The organism is Mycolicibacter sinensis (genome assembly GCF_001673565.1).
Taxonomy (GTDB): Bacteria; Actinomycetota; Actinomycetes; order Mycobacteriales; family Mycobacteriaceae; genus Mycobacterium; species Mycobacterium sinense_C.
Genome location: NZ_LZMF01000093.1, coordinates 14,317 through 27,957, shown reverse-complemented (window position 1 = coordinate 27,957; position 13,641 = coordinate 14,317). Strand labels below are relative to the sequence as shown.

Genomic DNA, 13,641 nt, shown 5'->3' with positions numbered 1-13,641 from the left:
CGGTCCCCTCAATACCCCTCAATACCCCTCAATACCCCGACACCACATTCTCCTTCGCCCAACGCTTCTCGGCCTCCGATCCGCCTGGCGGCGGGATCAGCCCGTTGATCATCCACAGGTCTTCGCTGGTCTCGTCGACGTGGAACTCCCAGTGCACGTCCGGATGTCGCTCCAAAAACGGCGCCAGAATCTTCTTGATCCCCACGGCAATCCGCTGCCGGGTCTCCTTGTCGCCGGCGCGCCGGGCGATGTGATCGATGACGATGCGCACCCCGGCCGGGGTCGGCTCACCACCGACATACAGATCCTCGGGAGCCGTCTCCTGGAACAAGGCGACCACGTAGAAACGCGGCAGCCCGACCCGCTCGTAGTGATCGGTGATGCGCGCGGCCAGCTCGCGCTTGTCGGCGGCACTGAAGATCCCGGGGGTGTGGTGAATCGTCCACAGCGGCATGGCGGTTCCGTTCTCGACAGGCCGGCGTTCAGACCGGCAGGGTGACGGACAGGTTTTCGACCGGGCCCGACAGGGCGGCCTTGACGTCGAGGCTGATGTCGTCGGCGAGCACCTCGAGAGCCCCGTCCTCTACGCCGTCGACGATGCGCCGGGCCACCTCGGCCGCGCTGGTCTTGTCCGCGGCGATCTCCGAGACCATGTCGGTGTCGATGAACCCGGCGTGCACGCCGACCACCTGCGTGTGCTGCGTCGCCAGCTCGGAGCGCAGCGAGTTGGTCGCCGACCAGATGGCGGCTTTGGACGCCCCGTAGGCCCCGGCACCGCCCAGCCACGACAACACCGAATGCATGTTGACCAACGCTCCGCCGCCGTTGGCCGCCAGGATCGGGGCGAAGGCGCGTGCGACGCGCAGCGGTCCGAACACGTTGATGTCGAATGTGTCTGTCAGGTCGTCGAACCCGCCGTCCAGCAGCGAGCCAGGGTGCAGGATGCCAGCGTTGTTGAACACGATATCGGCGTCCGTGGCGGCACGCGCCAGCGCGGCCACCGACTCGGCCGAGCGCACATCGAGGGCATGGGGCACCACCTGGGGCCGGCCATCGCTGAACGCCGATCGACCGGTCGAGTACACCTTCGCCGCCCCGCGGGCCAGCACCTCATCGACCAGTGCCGCGCCCAGCCCCCGGCGTCCCCCGGTGACGACAACCACCTTTCCGTTTACTGCAACCATCTCCAACACCCTCTTCCGGCTAGATAACGAATACGTTAGTCAGATAAAACCACGAATCGCTGGATAATGCAATCGTTAGTCACGTAGTATGTCGGCATGGAGTTCGAACCCCGCCTGCGCGACCGCACCCGATGGTCGATCGGTGAGGCTTGCTCGATGGCGAAGCTGCTCAACGTGCTGAGCACCAAAACGGCGTTTTTGGCGCTGCGCGAATGCTTCTACGGCACTACCCGGTTCGAGGACTTCACCGAGCGGATCGGGGCCTCCGCGCCGGCCGTGTCCCGGGCGCTCAAGCAGCTCGAAGCCGCCCGGATCATCACCCGGGTGCCCTATCAGGAATGCGGCAAGCGGGTCCGCGACGAATACCGGCTGACCCCGGCGGGGGAGGATCTGCTCCCGGTCCTGGTGGCGCTGGTGCAATGGGGTGACAAGTACCTGCAGGACGGTGGCCCGCCGCTGGAACTCGTCGCCGCCGGCACCCAGCGCCGGATCGGGGTTCGCGTCACCGACGACCTGGATGCCCCGTCGATCGAACCCGAAAACATCCAGATCCGGCTGCCTGGCAAGCGCCGCTCACCCTGAGCTGTCAGACCCCGCTCGTAGCGTGCCGGCCATGAACGCGTTGACCGCGAGGGCTCGTGCGGCGCTGCGTTCCGGCGCGGGTCCTAGCTGGCCGACGACCCCTCCGGCGACGGCGACGAAGAGCCGCAGATCGCCGAGGTCGCCTACACCCCCGAGGGACTGGACGCCCTGTTGACCGAACGACCGTCCTGCTGGCGTTACGCGGTCTTTGTGTCGGTGCTGGTACAGCGATACGCGGCACTGCAAGCACGCATGCGCGATCAACAACTCGGCGACGCCGCGCACCGAGGCCCGCGCATTCACACCGATTTTCAGCTGGGGCAGCATCTGTTGAACTTGTGGACCAGATGTCCACGGTGGTGAGCCAGGTCGAGATGCTCAGCCCGGCCGGCAGTGCTGATCGCCGGCGGTATCGGGATCACGCCGTTCCTGTCGATAGCCCGGCATGCCGCGCGCGAAGCCCTGCAACATCCGCTGTATCTCTTCTACTCCAACTGGCGGCCCGAACTGGCGCCGTTCCTGCCGGAGCTGCACGAGCTGCAGCGGTCCAATCCGCAATACCGGTTGATCGCCACGATGACTGACCCGGACGCCTCAGCTCAGCCGTGGTCGGGCCAGACCGGAGTCATCGATGCCGAGCTGCTCAAACAGCACCTGCCGGACCTCACCAGCCCGGTCTACTACGTGGCCGGGCCACCGCCGATGGCGCTGGCGATGCTCGACCTGCTGCAGGACCTGGGCGTCGATGACGACGCCATCAAGTCCGCCGAGTTCTACGGCTACTGATCGTCGTCCAGGCCCGGCTCGGCGAGCCACCGACTCAGAAACCCCACCAGCTCAACCGGATCGGGCTCGTCGTCAAGCAGCGCGAGCAGCTCATCGCGCTCGTGCGGCGGCACCGGGTCGATCCCGCCGAAGAACGCGAAACCCTCGCCGGTCGGCAGCGCCCGTGAACAGATCAGCTGCCCGGGCTGCAGCGCGCGGCCCCGCTCGGTGACCTCGATAACTTCGCCGGTGCGCACGTCGCGCACGGTGACGCCGTGGCCGGGCTGCACCTGCTCGACCTCGAACACCGAGCGCGGCACCCCCAGCCACTGTTGGGCCAGCTGCCGCTCGTCGTCGGGCAGCAATTCGCCGCGTAATTCCAGGAATTCGGCGAACGCCCCGCCCTCGAACAACACCGTGTCGATCGCCAGTGGATCGGCCCGCGCCTCCGTCAACAGATCGTCGAGCTCGTCCTCGAGGTGGCGGACGCGTTCATAGCCCACCGCTGCCAACAGTTCGCCCCACTCGCCACCGCGCAGCTGCTGGTGGGCCTTGGCGTAGAGCCAGCCCACCCGCTCGGCCAGCGACAGCTGCTCACCTCCGAGGTGACACTTCTTGTACTTGCGGCCCGAGCCGCACCAGCACGGCTCATTGCGGCCGACGTCATTGCGCGGCGCCGCCCGGTGCTGTTCGAGCAGGTGCACCAGCGGATGCTCGGAGCCGGCGCCGGCCCGACGCAGCAGCTCCAGGCCGGCTTCGGCGTCGCCGCGGTCGGAGGCGAGTCGCGCCAGGTCGAACAGCGGCAGCGGCCAGTGCGGGTCCAACGATTCGGCGGCCAGCAGCGCGTCTTCGCCACCGGCGATGTCGCCGAGCCGCTCACACGCCACCGCCTGCAGCCAGCGCGTCGCCACCCGCGCCGAGCGCGGCACCTTCGGCTCCAGCGTCTCGGCGAACAGACCCAGCGCGGCACCACCCCACGCGCCGTCGGCCTCGGTCTCTGCCACGAAGACCTCCGCCAGCAGCGGATCGACAAGGGCCGCACCGACTTCGCCGATCACGGCGGCCACATTGTCATCGACGCGCCCTTGGCCCTCGGCGGGCCCCTCGCCGTCGACGAGGCCGAGCAGCCCGCCTATCCGACGGTAGAACTCGAGCAACGTGACCACCGCGAACGCATCCTCGGCATCCAGGCCATACCGGTCGGCCAGCAGCGCACACCTGCCCTCGAAGCGCCACCGCGGAAAGTCGAACCCCGCCGGCGCCAGCCAGCTACCGCTGCGAGCCAGCCCGTGCGCGTCGGCGATCTCACCCAGCGGGGCCAGCGGACTGGTGAACAGTGCGGGGTCCGCCGCGCAGGCCGCCCATACCACGGAGGCGAAATGCGACGGGGACTCATCCGCGTCGAGCAGAGCAGTCAACCGATCGCCGAGCGTCGTATCCGTGGCCGCGGTGACCGGCTCCAAACCGATTCCCTTGTCGGTCAACCGCATTCCGAGCAGATCGCCGGCGGCCACCCCCAGGCCGGCCAGCGTGCCCGGACTCAGCAGCAGAGCGCCGGGCTCGTCGACCAGCTCGAGCGGGATGCCGCGCTCCTCCAACAGCTCGTCGTCGTAACCGGGCACTACCACCGACACCGGTGAGCCGTCGGCGAGGTCGGGATAGTCGTCATCGCACAGTTCGGCGAGCGGAGCCAGGTCCGGGCTGACCGTCAGCAAGTCGTGAGTGAGCTCCTCTGCGGTGAGCCGGTGGGTAAAGACCCGCCCGGCCAGCACCGCCGGTAACCACACCCACCGGCCATCGGGCAGCGGGCGGGCCGGGCAGCTGAACTCATTGAGCAACTCGTCGATGACGGCGTCCGGGTCGGCGAGCCCGGCCTCGCGCAACCGGTCGGCGATGTCGTCTTTGGAAGCCGGTCCGTGGTCGGTCAGGATCGCCGCAAGTGTCGGCACCGCGTCGGAGGGTTCGGTCACGGTTGACACCTTAGGGTCGGCGGGCCGGCGGCGCAGCGATCATCGATGTCGGAGCCCACTGAAACAATCGAACTACCAGGAGATAGGAGGGGCCCCGATGGCAGAGTCCGCGGTTCACGGCTACGACATAATCGGCGACGTCCACGGCTGCGCCGACCAACTGGAGGCGTTGCTGGCCAAGCTCGGCTACGAAACCACCAGTGGTGCAGCGGAATACCTCCACCCGGACCGGCAAGTGGTGTTCGTCGGCGATCTCATCGACCGCGGCCCGGGGCAACTGCGGGTGCTGGAAGTGGCCAAGGCCATGGTCGACGCGAGCAGCGCCCAGATCGTCATGGGCAACCACGAATTCAACGCGCTGGGCTACCACCACGAGCACCCGGCGCGCAGCGGACAATACCTGCGAGACCGCAACGCGAAGCACACTGGGCAACACGCGGCGTACCTGGACCAGCTCACCGACGACCAACAGCGCCACTACCTGGACTGGTTCGCCACCCTGCCGCTGTGGCTGGACCTGGGCGAGCTGCGCGTCGTGCATGCCTGCTGGCATGAAAAGTCGATGGCGGTGGTGCAAGAGCACTGCGGGTCCAGCGCTCCCTTTGCAGATGAGCGTCATCTGGCGGCGGCACACGACAAGGCACACGAGCTCTACGACGCGATCGAGATCCTGCTCAAGGGCCCCGAGATCAGCCTGGTCGAACACCGCCAGCCCAAATACCTCGACAAGGACGGCCACCCCCGGGGTAGCGCCCGGATGCGCTGGTGGAACAGCGGCGCGCACGCCCTGCGCGACATCGCCGAAATGAGTAGCCGCTTCACCACCACGGAGGGCGAGCCTTACCCGCCGCTGCCGGAGCTGCTGCTGCCCGACGGCACCCAGTCGTTCGTCTACACCGGCGACGTCCCGGTGTTCTACGGCCACTACTGGCGACAAGGTGAGCCCGAACCTGACCACGACTTCACCGACCGCACCGCGTGCGTGGACTTCAGTGCTGTCAACGGCGGGGCGATGACCGCCTACCGCTGGTCGGGGGAGCGCCGGATCCAGCCCGAGAACTACCTGCAGATCCGGTGACGGGCGATAGCGCTGGCGCTATCCCATTGGGAACCACCCACATCGTTCGGTCCGGCGCGGACGGCGCAACACGCTGGTACCATCAATACGGTAGAAAGGTACCAACCATGGCGTTGAACATCAAAGACCCGTCCGTTCATGAAGCGGTCAAGGAGATCGCCAGGATCACCGGTGAATCCCAGGCGCAGGCCGTCGCGGCGGCGGTGCGGGACCGGCTGGCACGCCTGCAGGCAGATGACGTCACTGACCGGCTGCTTGCTATCGGTCGCCGGACCGCGGTCCGGATGAGCCCGGAGGCGAAGCGAGTCGACCACGGCGCGCTGCTTTACGACGAGCGCGGCCTGCCCGCATGATCGCCGACACCTCGGCAATCATCGCGATCCTCCGAGATGAAGACGACGCGGATCGCTATGCCCGGGCGATCGCCAGGGCGGAGACCCGTCGGCTGTCCGCGGCGTCCTATCTCGAATGCGGGATCGTCTTGGACTCCCAACGCGATCCCGTCATCAGCAGAGCGCTGGACGAATTCCTTGACGAGGCCGGCTTTGTGGTCGAGCCGGTCACCGAGCGGCAGGCTCGGCTGGCCCGACAGGCCTACATGGACTTCGGAAAGGGCAGCGGGCATCCAGCGGGTTTGAACTACGGGGACTGCCTCTCCTACGCCCTGGCGACTGACCTTCGTGAACCGCTGCTGTGGAAGGGCGACGACTTCGGGCACACCGGAATCCAGTCCGCCGCCAACGAATAGCCCACTACCCTGAGGCGCACATGACCCACCTCGTGCGCTATCGACCCGGTGACGCGCTGGCCGCGCTGCATCGGCGTCGCGGCCCGATGGTCGACGCCGGCCTCGGCCGCCACGGCTACGTCTATCTGTTCGGCGCCGAGGCCAACAAGTTCGTCTTCGCCAACTCCGATGCCTTCAACTGGTGGGACGCCTTCCAGGTGCTGGTGCCCGTCGACGGCCCCACCGCCCTGATCGTCAGCGACGGGGCCGATCACCGTCGCCGCCGCAGCCTGGTCCAACCGGCATTCCACCAGCGGCACGTCAGCAGCTACCTACAGATCATGGCCGCCAACGCCGACACCGTCATCGAGACCTGGCGACCCGGCGACACGATCGACATCTTCGCGCAGCTGCGCTCGGCGATCCGGCGCAGCGCCATCGAAACACTGTTCGGCCAGGCGATGGCCGGCCACGCCGACTTCCTCGGCGAACAGTTGCAGCCGCTGATGGACCTCACCCGCCGGCTGCCCCAAGTGCTCAAGGCCGAAGCCCGGCTGAAGATGCCGGCCTGGCGGTGCGCGATGGCCGCCCGAACCCGCGTCGACGAGCTGATCTACACCGAGATCGCCCGCGCCCGAACCCATCCCAGCGCCGACGACAACGTGCTGACTACCTTGATCGCCGGGCGCACCGAGGCCGGCGACGCGTTGCGAGACGACGAGATCCGCGACCAGATCGTCTCGTTGATCGCCGCCGGCTACGAAACCACCAGTGCGGCAATGGGGTGGGCGGTTTATGCGTTGCTGAGCACGCCCGGGGTGTGGCAGACCGCCGCCGCCGAAGTCCGCGACGTCACCGGCGGCCGTACCCCCGATGCTGCCGACCTGAAGAACCTGACCTACCTCAACGGCGTCGTGCACGAGACGCTGCGGCTCTATCCGCCGGCGGTGATCTCGGCGCGCAAGGTCACCCACGAGCTGTCGTTTCACGGCCGGCGCATCCGCGCTGGGCGCACGCTGGTCTTCAGCCCGTACGTCACCCACCGGCTGCCCGAGCTGTGGGCCGATCCGCTGCGCTTCGAGCCGCGCCGCTGGAACCCCGCCTCCCCCGGGTATCGCCGGCCCGCCCCGTACGAGTTCCTGCCGTTCGGCGGCGGCACGCATCGCTGCATCGGGTCCGCATTCGCCACCGCCGAGCTGACGGTCATGTTGGCCCGGCTCCTGACCAGAACGCGGCTGCACCTTCTTGACCAGCGGATACGCGCCGGCGGGTACGCGGCCCTACAGCCCCGCCCCGGCTTGACCGTGCAGGTCGGAGAGCCGCATCAAATTTCGGCGGCTTTTCGGTGAATGCGACACGACTGGCATTTTCCTTAGAGGTATGATGTGGTGTAGACCACGATGAAATAATGGTTGTGATCTAGACCACAGGAGATGATCGCCATGACGACTTTCTTGAGCGGCCTGGGCGTAACCGCTGCCACCGCCACTGTCGGAGCCAGCCTGATGGGGCAGACGACGGTCGCGTTGTGCGTCGGTCTGGTATCGGCGGCATTCTTCGCCGGCCGCGTCTGCTGATTCGCCCCAACTGCAGCAGCCCTAGTCGCCGAACGTGGCACGCTCATCGGCGTGCCCGTTTCACTGCCGGAAAACCCGAGGTTCGCCAGCTCCTCCGAGCGCCACGTCTACCAGGCGCTGATCGCGCAACTCCAGGACGGTGACGTCGTGGTCGCGGGCCAGCGCGTCACCGACCACCTCAAAGACCACGAGATCGATTTCGTCGTCGCGATCGAGGGCGCCGGCATCATCTGCATCGAGGTCAAAGGCGGCGAAGTCTGGCACGACGGGTCCGGGTGGCGTCAGATACGCGGCGGCAAGAAGTGCCGGATCGAACCCGTGCGCCAGGCCCGCGAGGCCTGTTATGCGCTGCGGGACTACATCGAGCACGATCCCCGCTGGACGCAGGGCCGGCTGCGCTGGGACCACGTCGTGGCCTTGCCGCACACCGAGCTGCCCGACGACTTCGAGCTGGCCGACTGTCCCCGCTGGAAGGTGATCGACCGAAACGATCTGTCGCGGCTGGCATCCCGGCTGCGTCACGTGCTGATCCGTCAAGAACTGGACAGACCGCTGCTGGGCGCCGAAGGCATCGACCAGTTCCGCAGCGTTCTGGGCGGACGGGGCCTGCCGCAGCGCGACGTGGTTGCCCGCGCGCTGGCCAACGACGGCGCCGCCGACGCCCTCACCGAGCAGCAGGCCGTGATCCTGGAGGCCATCCGGCTGCTCAACCGGGTGCAAGTGCGCGGCAGCGCCGGCAGCGGCAAAACCTATTTGGCGGTCGAGCAGGCGCGCCGGTTGGCATCCGAGGGGAAACGCGTTGCACTGCTGTGCTATTCGCACGGCCTGGCGTCCTACCTCAAGCGGATCACCGAGACCTGGCAGCGCCGCCAGAAGCCCGCCTACGTCGGCGAATTCCATTCCCTGGGTGTGGAATGGGGCGCACCCGACGGCCCGACGCACCCGGAGGAGTCGGTGCGCTTCTGGGAGGAGCAGCTGCCGCAGCAGATGCTCGAATTGGCGCAGAACCTCGACGACGGGCAACGGTTCGACGCGGTGGTGGTCGATGAGGCCCAGGACTTCGCCGATGCCTGGTGGGATCCGGTGCTGGCGTCACTGCGCGACGACGAAGAGGGCGGGCTGTTCGTGTTCAGCGATGAGGGTCAGCGGGTCTTCGACCGACAGGGCACCCCGCCGGTGCCGCTGGTCCCGCTCGTGCTGGACCGCAACCTGCGCAATACCCGCCAGATCGCCACCACGTTCCAGCCGCTGGTGGATCACCCGATCCGCTACCTGGGCGCCGACGGGCCCGAGGTCCACTTCGTGCCGTGCCATCGGGCTGATGCGGCGGAGACCGGCGACGATCAGGTCGAGAAGCTGCTCGATGACGGCTGGCGTCCCGAAGACGTGGCCTTGCTGACCACCGGCAGCCGCCACCCCGAGCAGGTCGCCCGCCAGGAACAGGGCAACGCGGCCTACTGGGACAGTTTCTGGGACGCCGATCAGGTCTTCTACGGACATGTGCTGGGATTCAAGGGGTTAGAGCGACGGGCCGTCGTGCTGGTGGTCGATGCCGCCGGGCCGGTCGAGCGGGCCAGAGAACGGCTCTACGTCGGAATGTCGCGGGCCCGGGATCAACTCGTGGTCTGCGGCGACCCGGATTTCATCGCCCATGTGGGCGGGCCGGATCTGGCGCGCAAGCTGGGGATCGCCTAGCGAGGCGCGGCAGGCGCAGCGTGAATCGATGATAGTGATATCAAAGCATGGTTATTGCTATCATCAGGGATGTGAAGCAGCTTCTTCTTCGGGTACCCGAGGAACTGCACCGACGACTGTTGGCCCGTGCTGCGCGCGAGGGCCGCAGCCTCAATGCGCTGGCCACCGGGATCCTCGACGCCGCTGCCGAGGCGGACTCCGGTGACCGGCGAGCGAAACTCCGGGCGGCCGCCGCGGCTTCGGGCGCACTGCGAACGATGCCTGCCCGGCCGATGAGCGCCGCCCGCCGGCAGCGCGCGATCGCCTCGACCCGCGGCCTGGGAGAACAGCTCGACCGCCTACTCGCCGATGAGCGCGACCGGCCGTGATCGCCTACCTGGACTCGTCGGTTCTGGCGCGGGCCTACCTTGCCGACGAGGACGGTCATGAGCCGGCGACTGACTTGCTCGCCGATCCCGAGATCGCCACCGTGACCGGTACCTGGACCCGCATTGAAGTCTCCGGTGCGCTGGTTCGCGCCGCACGGTCCGGCCGTGCCGACGAAAAGGGTCTGCTTGCCGCGCTAGATGCCGACCTTGTCGAGAAGGTGGCCGTGCTGGGGGCGCGGCAGGAGCAGGTGGAGGAAGACGCCCTCAAACTGGTGCGACAGCACGCACTGCGTGCGATGGACGCGTGGCACTTGGCCGTCGCCGCGCTCGTGGTCCCGCCGCTGCTGGAGCCCGGCGAGCAGAAGGGGTTCGCCTCACGCGACCCGGCGCAACGTCGGGTCGCCGAACTGCTCGGCTTCGTCGCGATCTGACTCCGCCGCTACCTAAGTCCCCGGCACATACGTCCGGCACGAATACGTCTGCGGGTCGCACATCACCGGCAGGGTGGTGCGGCCACCGTAGACACCCGGCAGATTCCAGGTCGGCATCAGCGGACCGTCGTACCAGGGATTGGGCATATAGCGGCAGGTGTCGAACGCCGCGCACGGCGGCCTCGGAACCTCGGCGGCGGCGACCCCCGGAACAGCCAGACCCAGACTGAACGCCACCAGCAAGATCGTGCGCATCGAGGGCTCCTTCTGCTCGGTTACGCCCACCATCGCACCGCCGACCGACAAAACCGTAGGGTCGAGCGGTGAGCATCGAAGACCGGCTGGCCGCCCTCGAACAGGTCGAGGCGATCAAGGCTCTCAAGCACCGCTATCTCCGGGCCTGCGACGCCAAGGATCCCGACACCTTCCGCGCCTGCTTCATCGCCAAGGGCGCCGACCTCGACTACGGCCCGCTGGGCGGTTTCACCGACGCCGACCAGATGGCCGCGGTCTTCCGCCGCATCGCGCTGCACACCGTGGACGGCAAACACGTCATCTTGGACATGCACCACGCGATGCACCCCGACATCACCATCACCGGCCCCGGCCGGGCAACCGGACGCTGGACCCTGAAGTTCCGTCAGCTCAACCTGATTGAGCGCACCGAGCGACTGCTCAGCGGCGAGTACGACGACGAGTACGTCATCGAGGGCGGGGACTGGAAGATGTCACGCTCCCACTTCCGCCAGCTGTGGTCGATGGTGCGCCCACTCGGCGACGCCGTGGTGGAGGCCTCCAGATGAGTGACGCACGCATCGCCCTGGTCACCGGCGCCAGCCGCAGCGTCGGCAAGGGCATCGCGCTGGCGCTGGGCTCGCACGGCTGGACGGTCTACGTCACCGCGCGGCACCAGGGCCCGCTGGAGGAGACCGCCCGAAGCGTCACCGAGCGGGGCGGGTGCGGCATCGCGGTACCGTGCGATCACGGCGACGACGACCAGATCGCCGCGCTGTTCGCCCGCATCGCCGACGAGCAGGGCGGGCGGCTGGATCTGCTGGTCAACAACGTGTGGGCAGCGCCGAAGGGGTTCGCCGGGTTCACCGAGAAGTTCTGGCAGCGCCCGCTGACCGACTGGGACACCCTGATCGGGGTGGGGCTGCGCGCCCACTACGTCGCCTCGGTGCACGCCGCGCAGCTGATGGTGGCTCGGGGGTCGGGCCTGATCGCCAACATCTCCTCGTTCGGCACCCGCGGGCATCTGCACTCGGTGCTCTACGGCATGTCCAAGGCCGGGCTGGACAAGATGGCCGCCGACATGGCCGTCGAGCTGGGCGGCACTGGCGTGAGCGCGCTGTCACTATGGCCGGGGCTGGTGAGAAACGAAGTGATGCAGGGCTTCATGGATCGCGGCCTGGACAACTTCCAGGGCTTTCCGCTGGCCAACGCCGAAACGCCGGAGTTCATCGGCCGTGTCATCGCCGCGCTGGCCGACGACCCGGACATCGCGGCCCGCAGCGGACGCACCCTGATCACCGCCGAGACCGCCCTGGATTACGGCGTCACCGACGTCGAAGGCAACCAGCCCGACTCACACCGCAACCTGTTCGGCGGCGGGCCGCTGTATTGAGCGTGCACCAACCCCCAATACACTCGCGGGCGCCATGACCGACAACGCCCTGGATTCCGAAGCGGGCCGCCGCAGAACCTTCGCCGTGATCAGCCATCCCGACGCCGGCAAATCGACCTTGACCGAGGCGCTGGTGCTGCATGCCAAGGCGATCACCGAAGCCGGCGCGGTGCACGGCAAATCCGGTCGTCGCGCCACCGTGTCGGACTGGATGGAGATGGAGAAAGCCCGGGGCATCTCCATCACCTCGACCGCCCTGCAGTTCCCCTACCGCACCGCCCGGGGGCAGGACTGCGTCATCAACCTGCTCGACACTCCCGGCCACGCCGACTTCTCCGAAGACACCTACCGGGTGCTGACCGCCGTCGACTCCGCGGTCATGCTCATCGATGCCGCGAAAGGCCTTGAGCCGCAAACCCTCAAACTGTTCCAGGTATGCCGCCACCGCCGGATCCCGATCATCACCGTCATCAACAAGTGGGACCGCCCCGGCCGGCACGCCCTGGAACTGATGGACGAGATCCAGACCCGGATCGGGCTGCGCCCCACCCCGCTGACCTGGCCGGTCGGCATCGCCGGCGACTTCCACGGGGTGCTGGATCGCCGCTCGGGAAACTTCATCCGGTTCACCCGCACGGCCGGGGGCGCCACCGCGGCACCCGAAGAGCACATCGCCGCGGACGCTGCGCATGAGGCGGCCGGCGCGGACTGGGATACCGCGGTCGAAGAGTGCGAGCTGCTGAGCGCCGACGGCTCCGACTTCGACCGCGAGGCGTTCCTGGACTGCACGTCGTCCCCGGTGCTGTTCACCTCGGCGGCGCTGAACTTCGGGGTGAATCAGCTGCTCGACGTGCTCACCGAGCTGGCGCCGCCGCCCAGCGGCGCGCTCGACGTCGACGGCAATCGGCGCCCCACCGACGCGCCGTTCAGCGCCTTCGTGTTCAAGGTGCAGGCCGGCATGGACTCCGCGCATCGCGATCGCATCGCGTTCGCGCGGGTGTACTCGGGAACCTTCGAACGCGGCGATGTGCTCACGCACGCCGCTACCGGCAAGCCCTTTGTCACCAAGTACGCGCAGTCGGTGTTCGGCCAGCAGCGCTCCACGCTGGACGCCGCCTGGCCCGGGGATGTGATCGGGCTGGCCAACGCCGCCGCACTGCGCCCCGGCGACACACTGTATTGCGATGTGCCCGTGCAATATCCGCCGATCCCGAGTTTCTCACCCGAGCACTTCTCGGTGGCCCGCAACGTCGATCCCAGCAAGCACAAGCAGTTCCGCCGCGGTATCGAGCAGTTGGATCAGGAGGGCGTCGTGCAGGTGCTGCGCTCGGATCGCCGCGGCGATCAGGCTCCGGTGCTCGCCGCCGTCGGCCCGATGCAGTTCGAGGTCGCGGCGCACCGGATGGCCACCGAGATCGGTGCGCCGATCGCACTGGAGCCGCTGCCGTATCAGGTCGCGCGGATTGTGGAGCCCGGCGACGTCGATTTCGTCGGCAGGCAGTCGTTGGCCGAAGTCATGACCCGCACCGACGGCGTGCACCTGGCCTTGTTCTCCAACAGCTGGCGGCTGCAGGGTTTCCAGCGCGACAACCCCGACGTGCAGCTGCGGTCCTTGGTGGCCGCAGAAGGGTAGCGGT

At 67.9% G+C, this 13,641-nt stretch carries 17 protein-coding genes and 1 pseudogene; 13 read left to right on the top strand and 5 right to left on the bottom strand.

Annotated features, from left to right (window positions below; translation table 11 throughout):
• Positions 1 to 28: 28 nt before the first annotated feature.
• Both A5648_RS14185 and A5648_RS14180 read right to left on the bottom strand, forming a co-directional pair.
• Positions 29 to 454, bottom strand: coding sequence for a tautomerase family protein (locus tag A5648_RS14185; RefSeq protein ID WP_065025162.1), 426 nt, complete (start codon positions 452 to 454; stop codon positions 29 to 31).
• Between the two features lie 28 nt (positions 455 to 482).
• Positions 483 to 1,184 (bottom strand): SDR family oxidoreductase, encoded by a 702-nt coding sequence (locus tag A5648_RS14180; protein ID WP_065025190.1) that lies wholly within the window; start codon positions 1,182 to 1,184, stop codon positions 483 to 485.
• Between the two features lie 96 nt (positions 1,185 to 1,280).
• Between A5648_RS14180 and A5648_RS14175 the strand changes: the two genes are divergently transcribed.
• Complete coding sequence (locus A5648_RS14175) at positions 1,281 to 1,766, top strand: winged helix-turn-helix transcriptional regulator (RefSeq protein WP_065025161.1); 486 nt, start codon at positions 1,281 to 1,283, stop codon at positions 1,764 to 1,766.
• On the opposite strand, the gene A5648_RS14170 is transcribed toward A5648_RS14175, so the two are convergent.
• Complete coding sequence (locus A5648_RS14170) at positions 1,758 to 2,093, bottom strand: hypothetical protein (RefSeq protein WP_065025160.1); 336 nt, start codon at positions 2,091 to 2,093, stop codon at positions 1,758 to 1,760. The genes A5648_RS14175 and A5648_RS14170 overlap by 9 nt on opposite strands.
• 66 nt (positions 2,094 to 2,159) lie before the next feature.
• On the opposite strand from A5648_RS14170, the gene A5648_RS14165 reads away from it, so the two are divergent.
• The gene (locus tag A5648_RS14165) at positions 2,160 to 2,552 is read left to right on the top strand and encodes a ferredoxin--NADP reductase (protein ID WP_065025159.1); all 393 of its coding nucleotides are present in this window, start codon (positions 2,160 to 2,162) and stop codon (positions 2,550 to 2,552) included.
• Between the two features lie 8 nt (positions 2,553 to 2,560).
• Here A5648_RS14165 and A5648_RS14160 read toward each other — a convergent pair.
• A pseudogene (locus A5648_RS14160) lies at positions 2,561 to 4,501 on the bottom strand (SEC-C metal-binding domain-containing protein); the annotation flags it as partial.
• 97 nt (positions 4,502 to 4,598) lie between these two features.
• On the opposite strand from A5648_RS14160, the gene A5648_RS14155 reads away from it, so the two are divergent.
• The 8 genes from A5648_RS14155 to A5648_RS14125 all read left to right on the top strand — a co-directional run bounded on the left by A5648_RS14155 (position 4,599) and on the right by A5648_RS14125 (position 10,377).
• The gene (locus tag A5648_RS14155; RefSeq protein ID WP_065025157.1) at positions 4,599 to 5,579 is read left to right on the top strand and encodes a metallophosphoesterase; all 981 of its coding nucleotides are present in this window, start codon (positions 4,599 to 4,601) and stop codon (positions 5,577 to 5,579) included.
• A gap of 107 nt (positions 5,580 to 5,686) precedes the next feature.
• Positions 5,687 to 5,932 (top strand): type II toxin-antitoxin system VapB family antitoxin, encoded by a 246-nt coding sequence (locus tag A5648_RS14150; protein WP_065025156.1) that lies wholly within the window; start codon positions 5,687 to 5,689, stop codon positions 5,930 to 5,932.
• The gene (locus A5648_RS14145; protein ID WP_065025155.1) at positions 5,929 to 6,327 is read left to right on the top strand and encodes a type II toxin-antitoxin system VapC family toxin; all 399 of its coding nucleotides are present in this window, start codon (positions 5,929 to 5,931) and stop codon (positions 6,325 to 6,327) included. The genes A5648_RS14150 and A5648_RS14145 overlap by 4 nt, the downstream gene beginning before the upstream one ends.
• Positions 6,328 to 6,347: 20 nt before the next feature.
• On the top strand, positions 6,348 to 7,655 hold the full coding sequence (locus A5648_RS14140; protein ID WP_065025154.1) for a cytochrome P450: 1,308 nt from the start codon (positions 6,348 to 6,350) through the stop codon (positions 7,653 to 7,655).
• Between the two features lie 93 nt (positions 7,656 to 7,748).
• Positions 7,749 to 7,883 carry a hypothetical protein gene (locus A5648_RS24930; protein ID WP_264079639.1) on the top strand — a complete coding sequence of 45 codons (135 nt, stop codon included), beginning with the start codon at positions 7,749 to 7,751 and terminating at the stop codon, positions 7,881 to 7,883.
• Between the two features lie 51 nt (positions 7,884 to 7,934).
• On the top strand, positions 7,935 to 9,578 hold the full coding sequence (locus A5648_RS14135) for an NERD domain-containing protein (protein ID WP_065025153.1): 1,644 nt from the start codon (positions 7,935 to 7,937) through the stop codon (positions 9,576 to 9,578).
• 71 nt (positions 9,579 to 9,649) lie between these two features.
• Positions 9,650 to 9,946 carry a FitA-like ribbon-helix-helix domain-containing protein gene (locus A5648_RS14130; protein WP_207511705.1) on the top strand — a complete coding sequence of 99 codons (297 nt, stop codon included), beginning with the start codon at positions 9,650 to 9,652 and terminating at the stop codon, positions 9,944 to 9,946.
• Entirely contained in the window at positions 9,943 to 10,377 is a 435-nt protein-coding gene (locus A5648_RS14125) for a type II toxin-antitoxin system VapC family toxin (protein ID WP_065025151.1), read from the top strand. Before A5648_RS14130 ends, A5648_RS14125 begins: the two co-directional genes overlap by 4 nt.
• Positions 10,378 to 10,389: 12 nt before the next feature.
• Here A5648_RS14125 and A5648_RS14120 read toward each other — a convergent pair whose 3' ends face one another.
• A complete protein-coding gene (locus tag A5648_RS14120) occupies positions 10,390 to 10,632 on the bottom strand; it encodes a hypothetical protein (protein ID WP_082966496.1) in 243 nt (80 codons plus the stop codon).
• A 68-nt stretch (positions 10,633 to 10,700) separates the two neighbouring features.
• Here A5648_RS14120 and A5648_RS14115 point away from each other — a divergent pair, with 68 nt between their 5' ends.
• Genes A5648_RS14115 through A5648_RS14105 form a run of 3 tightly spaced genes read left to right on the top strand, consistent with a single transcriptional unit; the run spans position 10,701 to position 13,637 of the window.
• Positions 10,701 to 11,180, top strand: a complete 480-nt coding sequence (locus tag A5648_RS14115) for a nuclear transport factor 2 family protein (RefSeq protein WP_065025150.1) — start codon at positions 10,701 to 10,703, stop codon at positions 11,178 to 11,180.
• A complete protein-coding gene (locus A5648_RS14110) occupies positions 11,177 to 12,004 on the top strand; it encodes an SDR family NAD(P)-dependent oxidoreductase (protein ID WP_065025149.1) in 828 nt (275 codons plus the stop codon). The genes A5648_RS14115 and A5648_RS14110 overlap by 4 nt, the downstream gene beginning before the upstream one ends.
• A 34-nt stretch (positions 12,005 to 12,038) precedes the next feature.
• Complete coding sequence (locus A5648_RS14105) at positions 12,039 to 13,637, top strand: peptide chain release factor 3 (protein ID WP_065025148.1); 1,599 nt, start codon at positions 12,039 to 12,041, stop codon at positions 13,635 to 13,637.
• The last annotated feature ends 4 nt before the right edge of the window (positions 13,638 to 13,641 follow it).

What these genes read in the sequence shown, in the direction of transcription:
- A5648_RS14120 (WP_082966496.1), bottom strand. Translation starts at nt 10,632, where the DNA reads ATGCGCACGATCTTGCTGGTGGCGTTCAGTCTGGGTCTGGCTGTTCCG.
- A5648_RS14105 (WP_065025148.1), top strand. Translation starts at nt 12,039, where the DNA reads ATGACCGACAACGCCCTGGATTCCGAAGCGGGCCGCCGCAGAACCTTC.
- A5648_RS14185 (WP_065025162.1), bottom strand. Translation starts at nt 454, where the DNA reads ATGCCGCTGTGGACGATTCACCACACCCCCGGGATCTTCAGTGCCGCC.
- A5648_RS14110 (WP_065025149.1), top strand. Translation starts at nt 11,177, where the DNA reads ATGAGTGACGCACGCATCGCCCTGGTCACCGGCGCCAGCCGCAGCGTC.
- A5648_RS24930 (WP_264079639.1), top strand. Translation starts at nt 7,749, where the DNA reads ATGACGACTTTCTTGAGCGGCCTGGGCGTAACCGCTGCCACCGCCACT.
- A5648_RS14175 (WP_065025161.1), top strand. Translation starts at nt 1,281, where the DNA reads ATGGAGTTCGAACCCCGCCTGCGCGACCGCACCCGATGGTCGATCGGT.
- A5648_RS14145 (WP_065025155.1), top strand. Translation starts at nt 5,929, where the DNA reads ATGATCGCCGACACCTCGGCAATCATCGCGATCCTCCGAGATGAAGAC.
- A5648_RS14140 (WP_065025154.1), top strand. Translation starts at nt 6,348, where the DNA reads ATGACCCACCTCGTGCGCTATCGACCCGGTGACGCGCTGGCCGCGCTG.
- A5648_RS14150 (WP_065025156.1), top strand. Translation starts at nt 5,687, where the DNA reads ATGGCGTTGAACATCAAAGACCCGTCCGTTCATGAAGCGGTCAAGGAG.
- A5648_RS14155 (WP_065025157.1), top strand. Translation starts at nt 4,599, where the DNA reads ATGGCAGAGTCCGCGGTTCACGGCTACGACATAATCGGCGACGTCCAC.
- A5648_RS14180 (WP_065025190.1), bottom strand. Translation starts at nt 1,184, where the DNA reads ATGGTTGCAGTAAACGGAAAGGTGGTTGTCGTCACCGGGGGACGCCGG.
- A5648_RS14170 (WP_065025160.1), bottom strand. Translation starts at nt 2,093, where the DNA reads ATGCTGCCCCAGCTGAAAATCGGTGTGAATGCGCGGGCCTCGGTGCGC.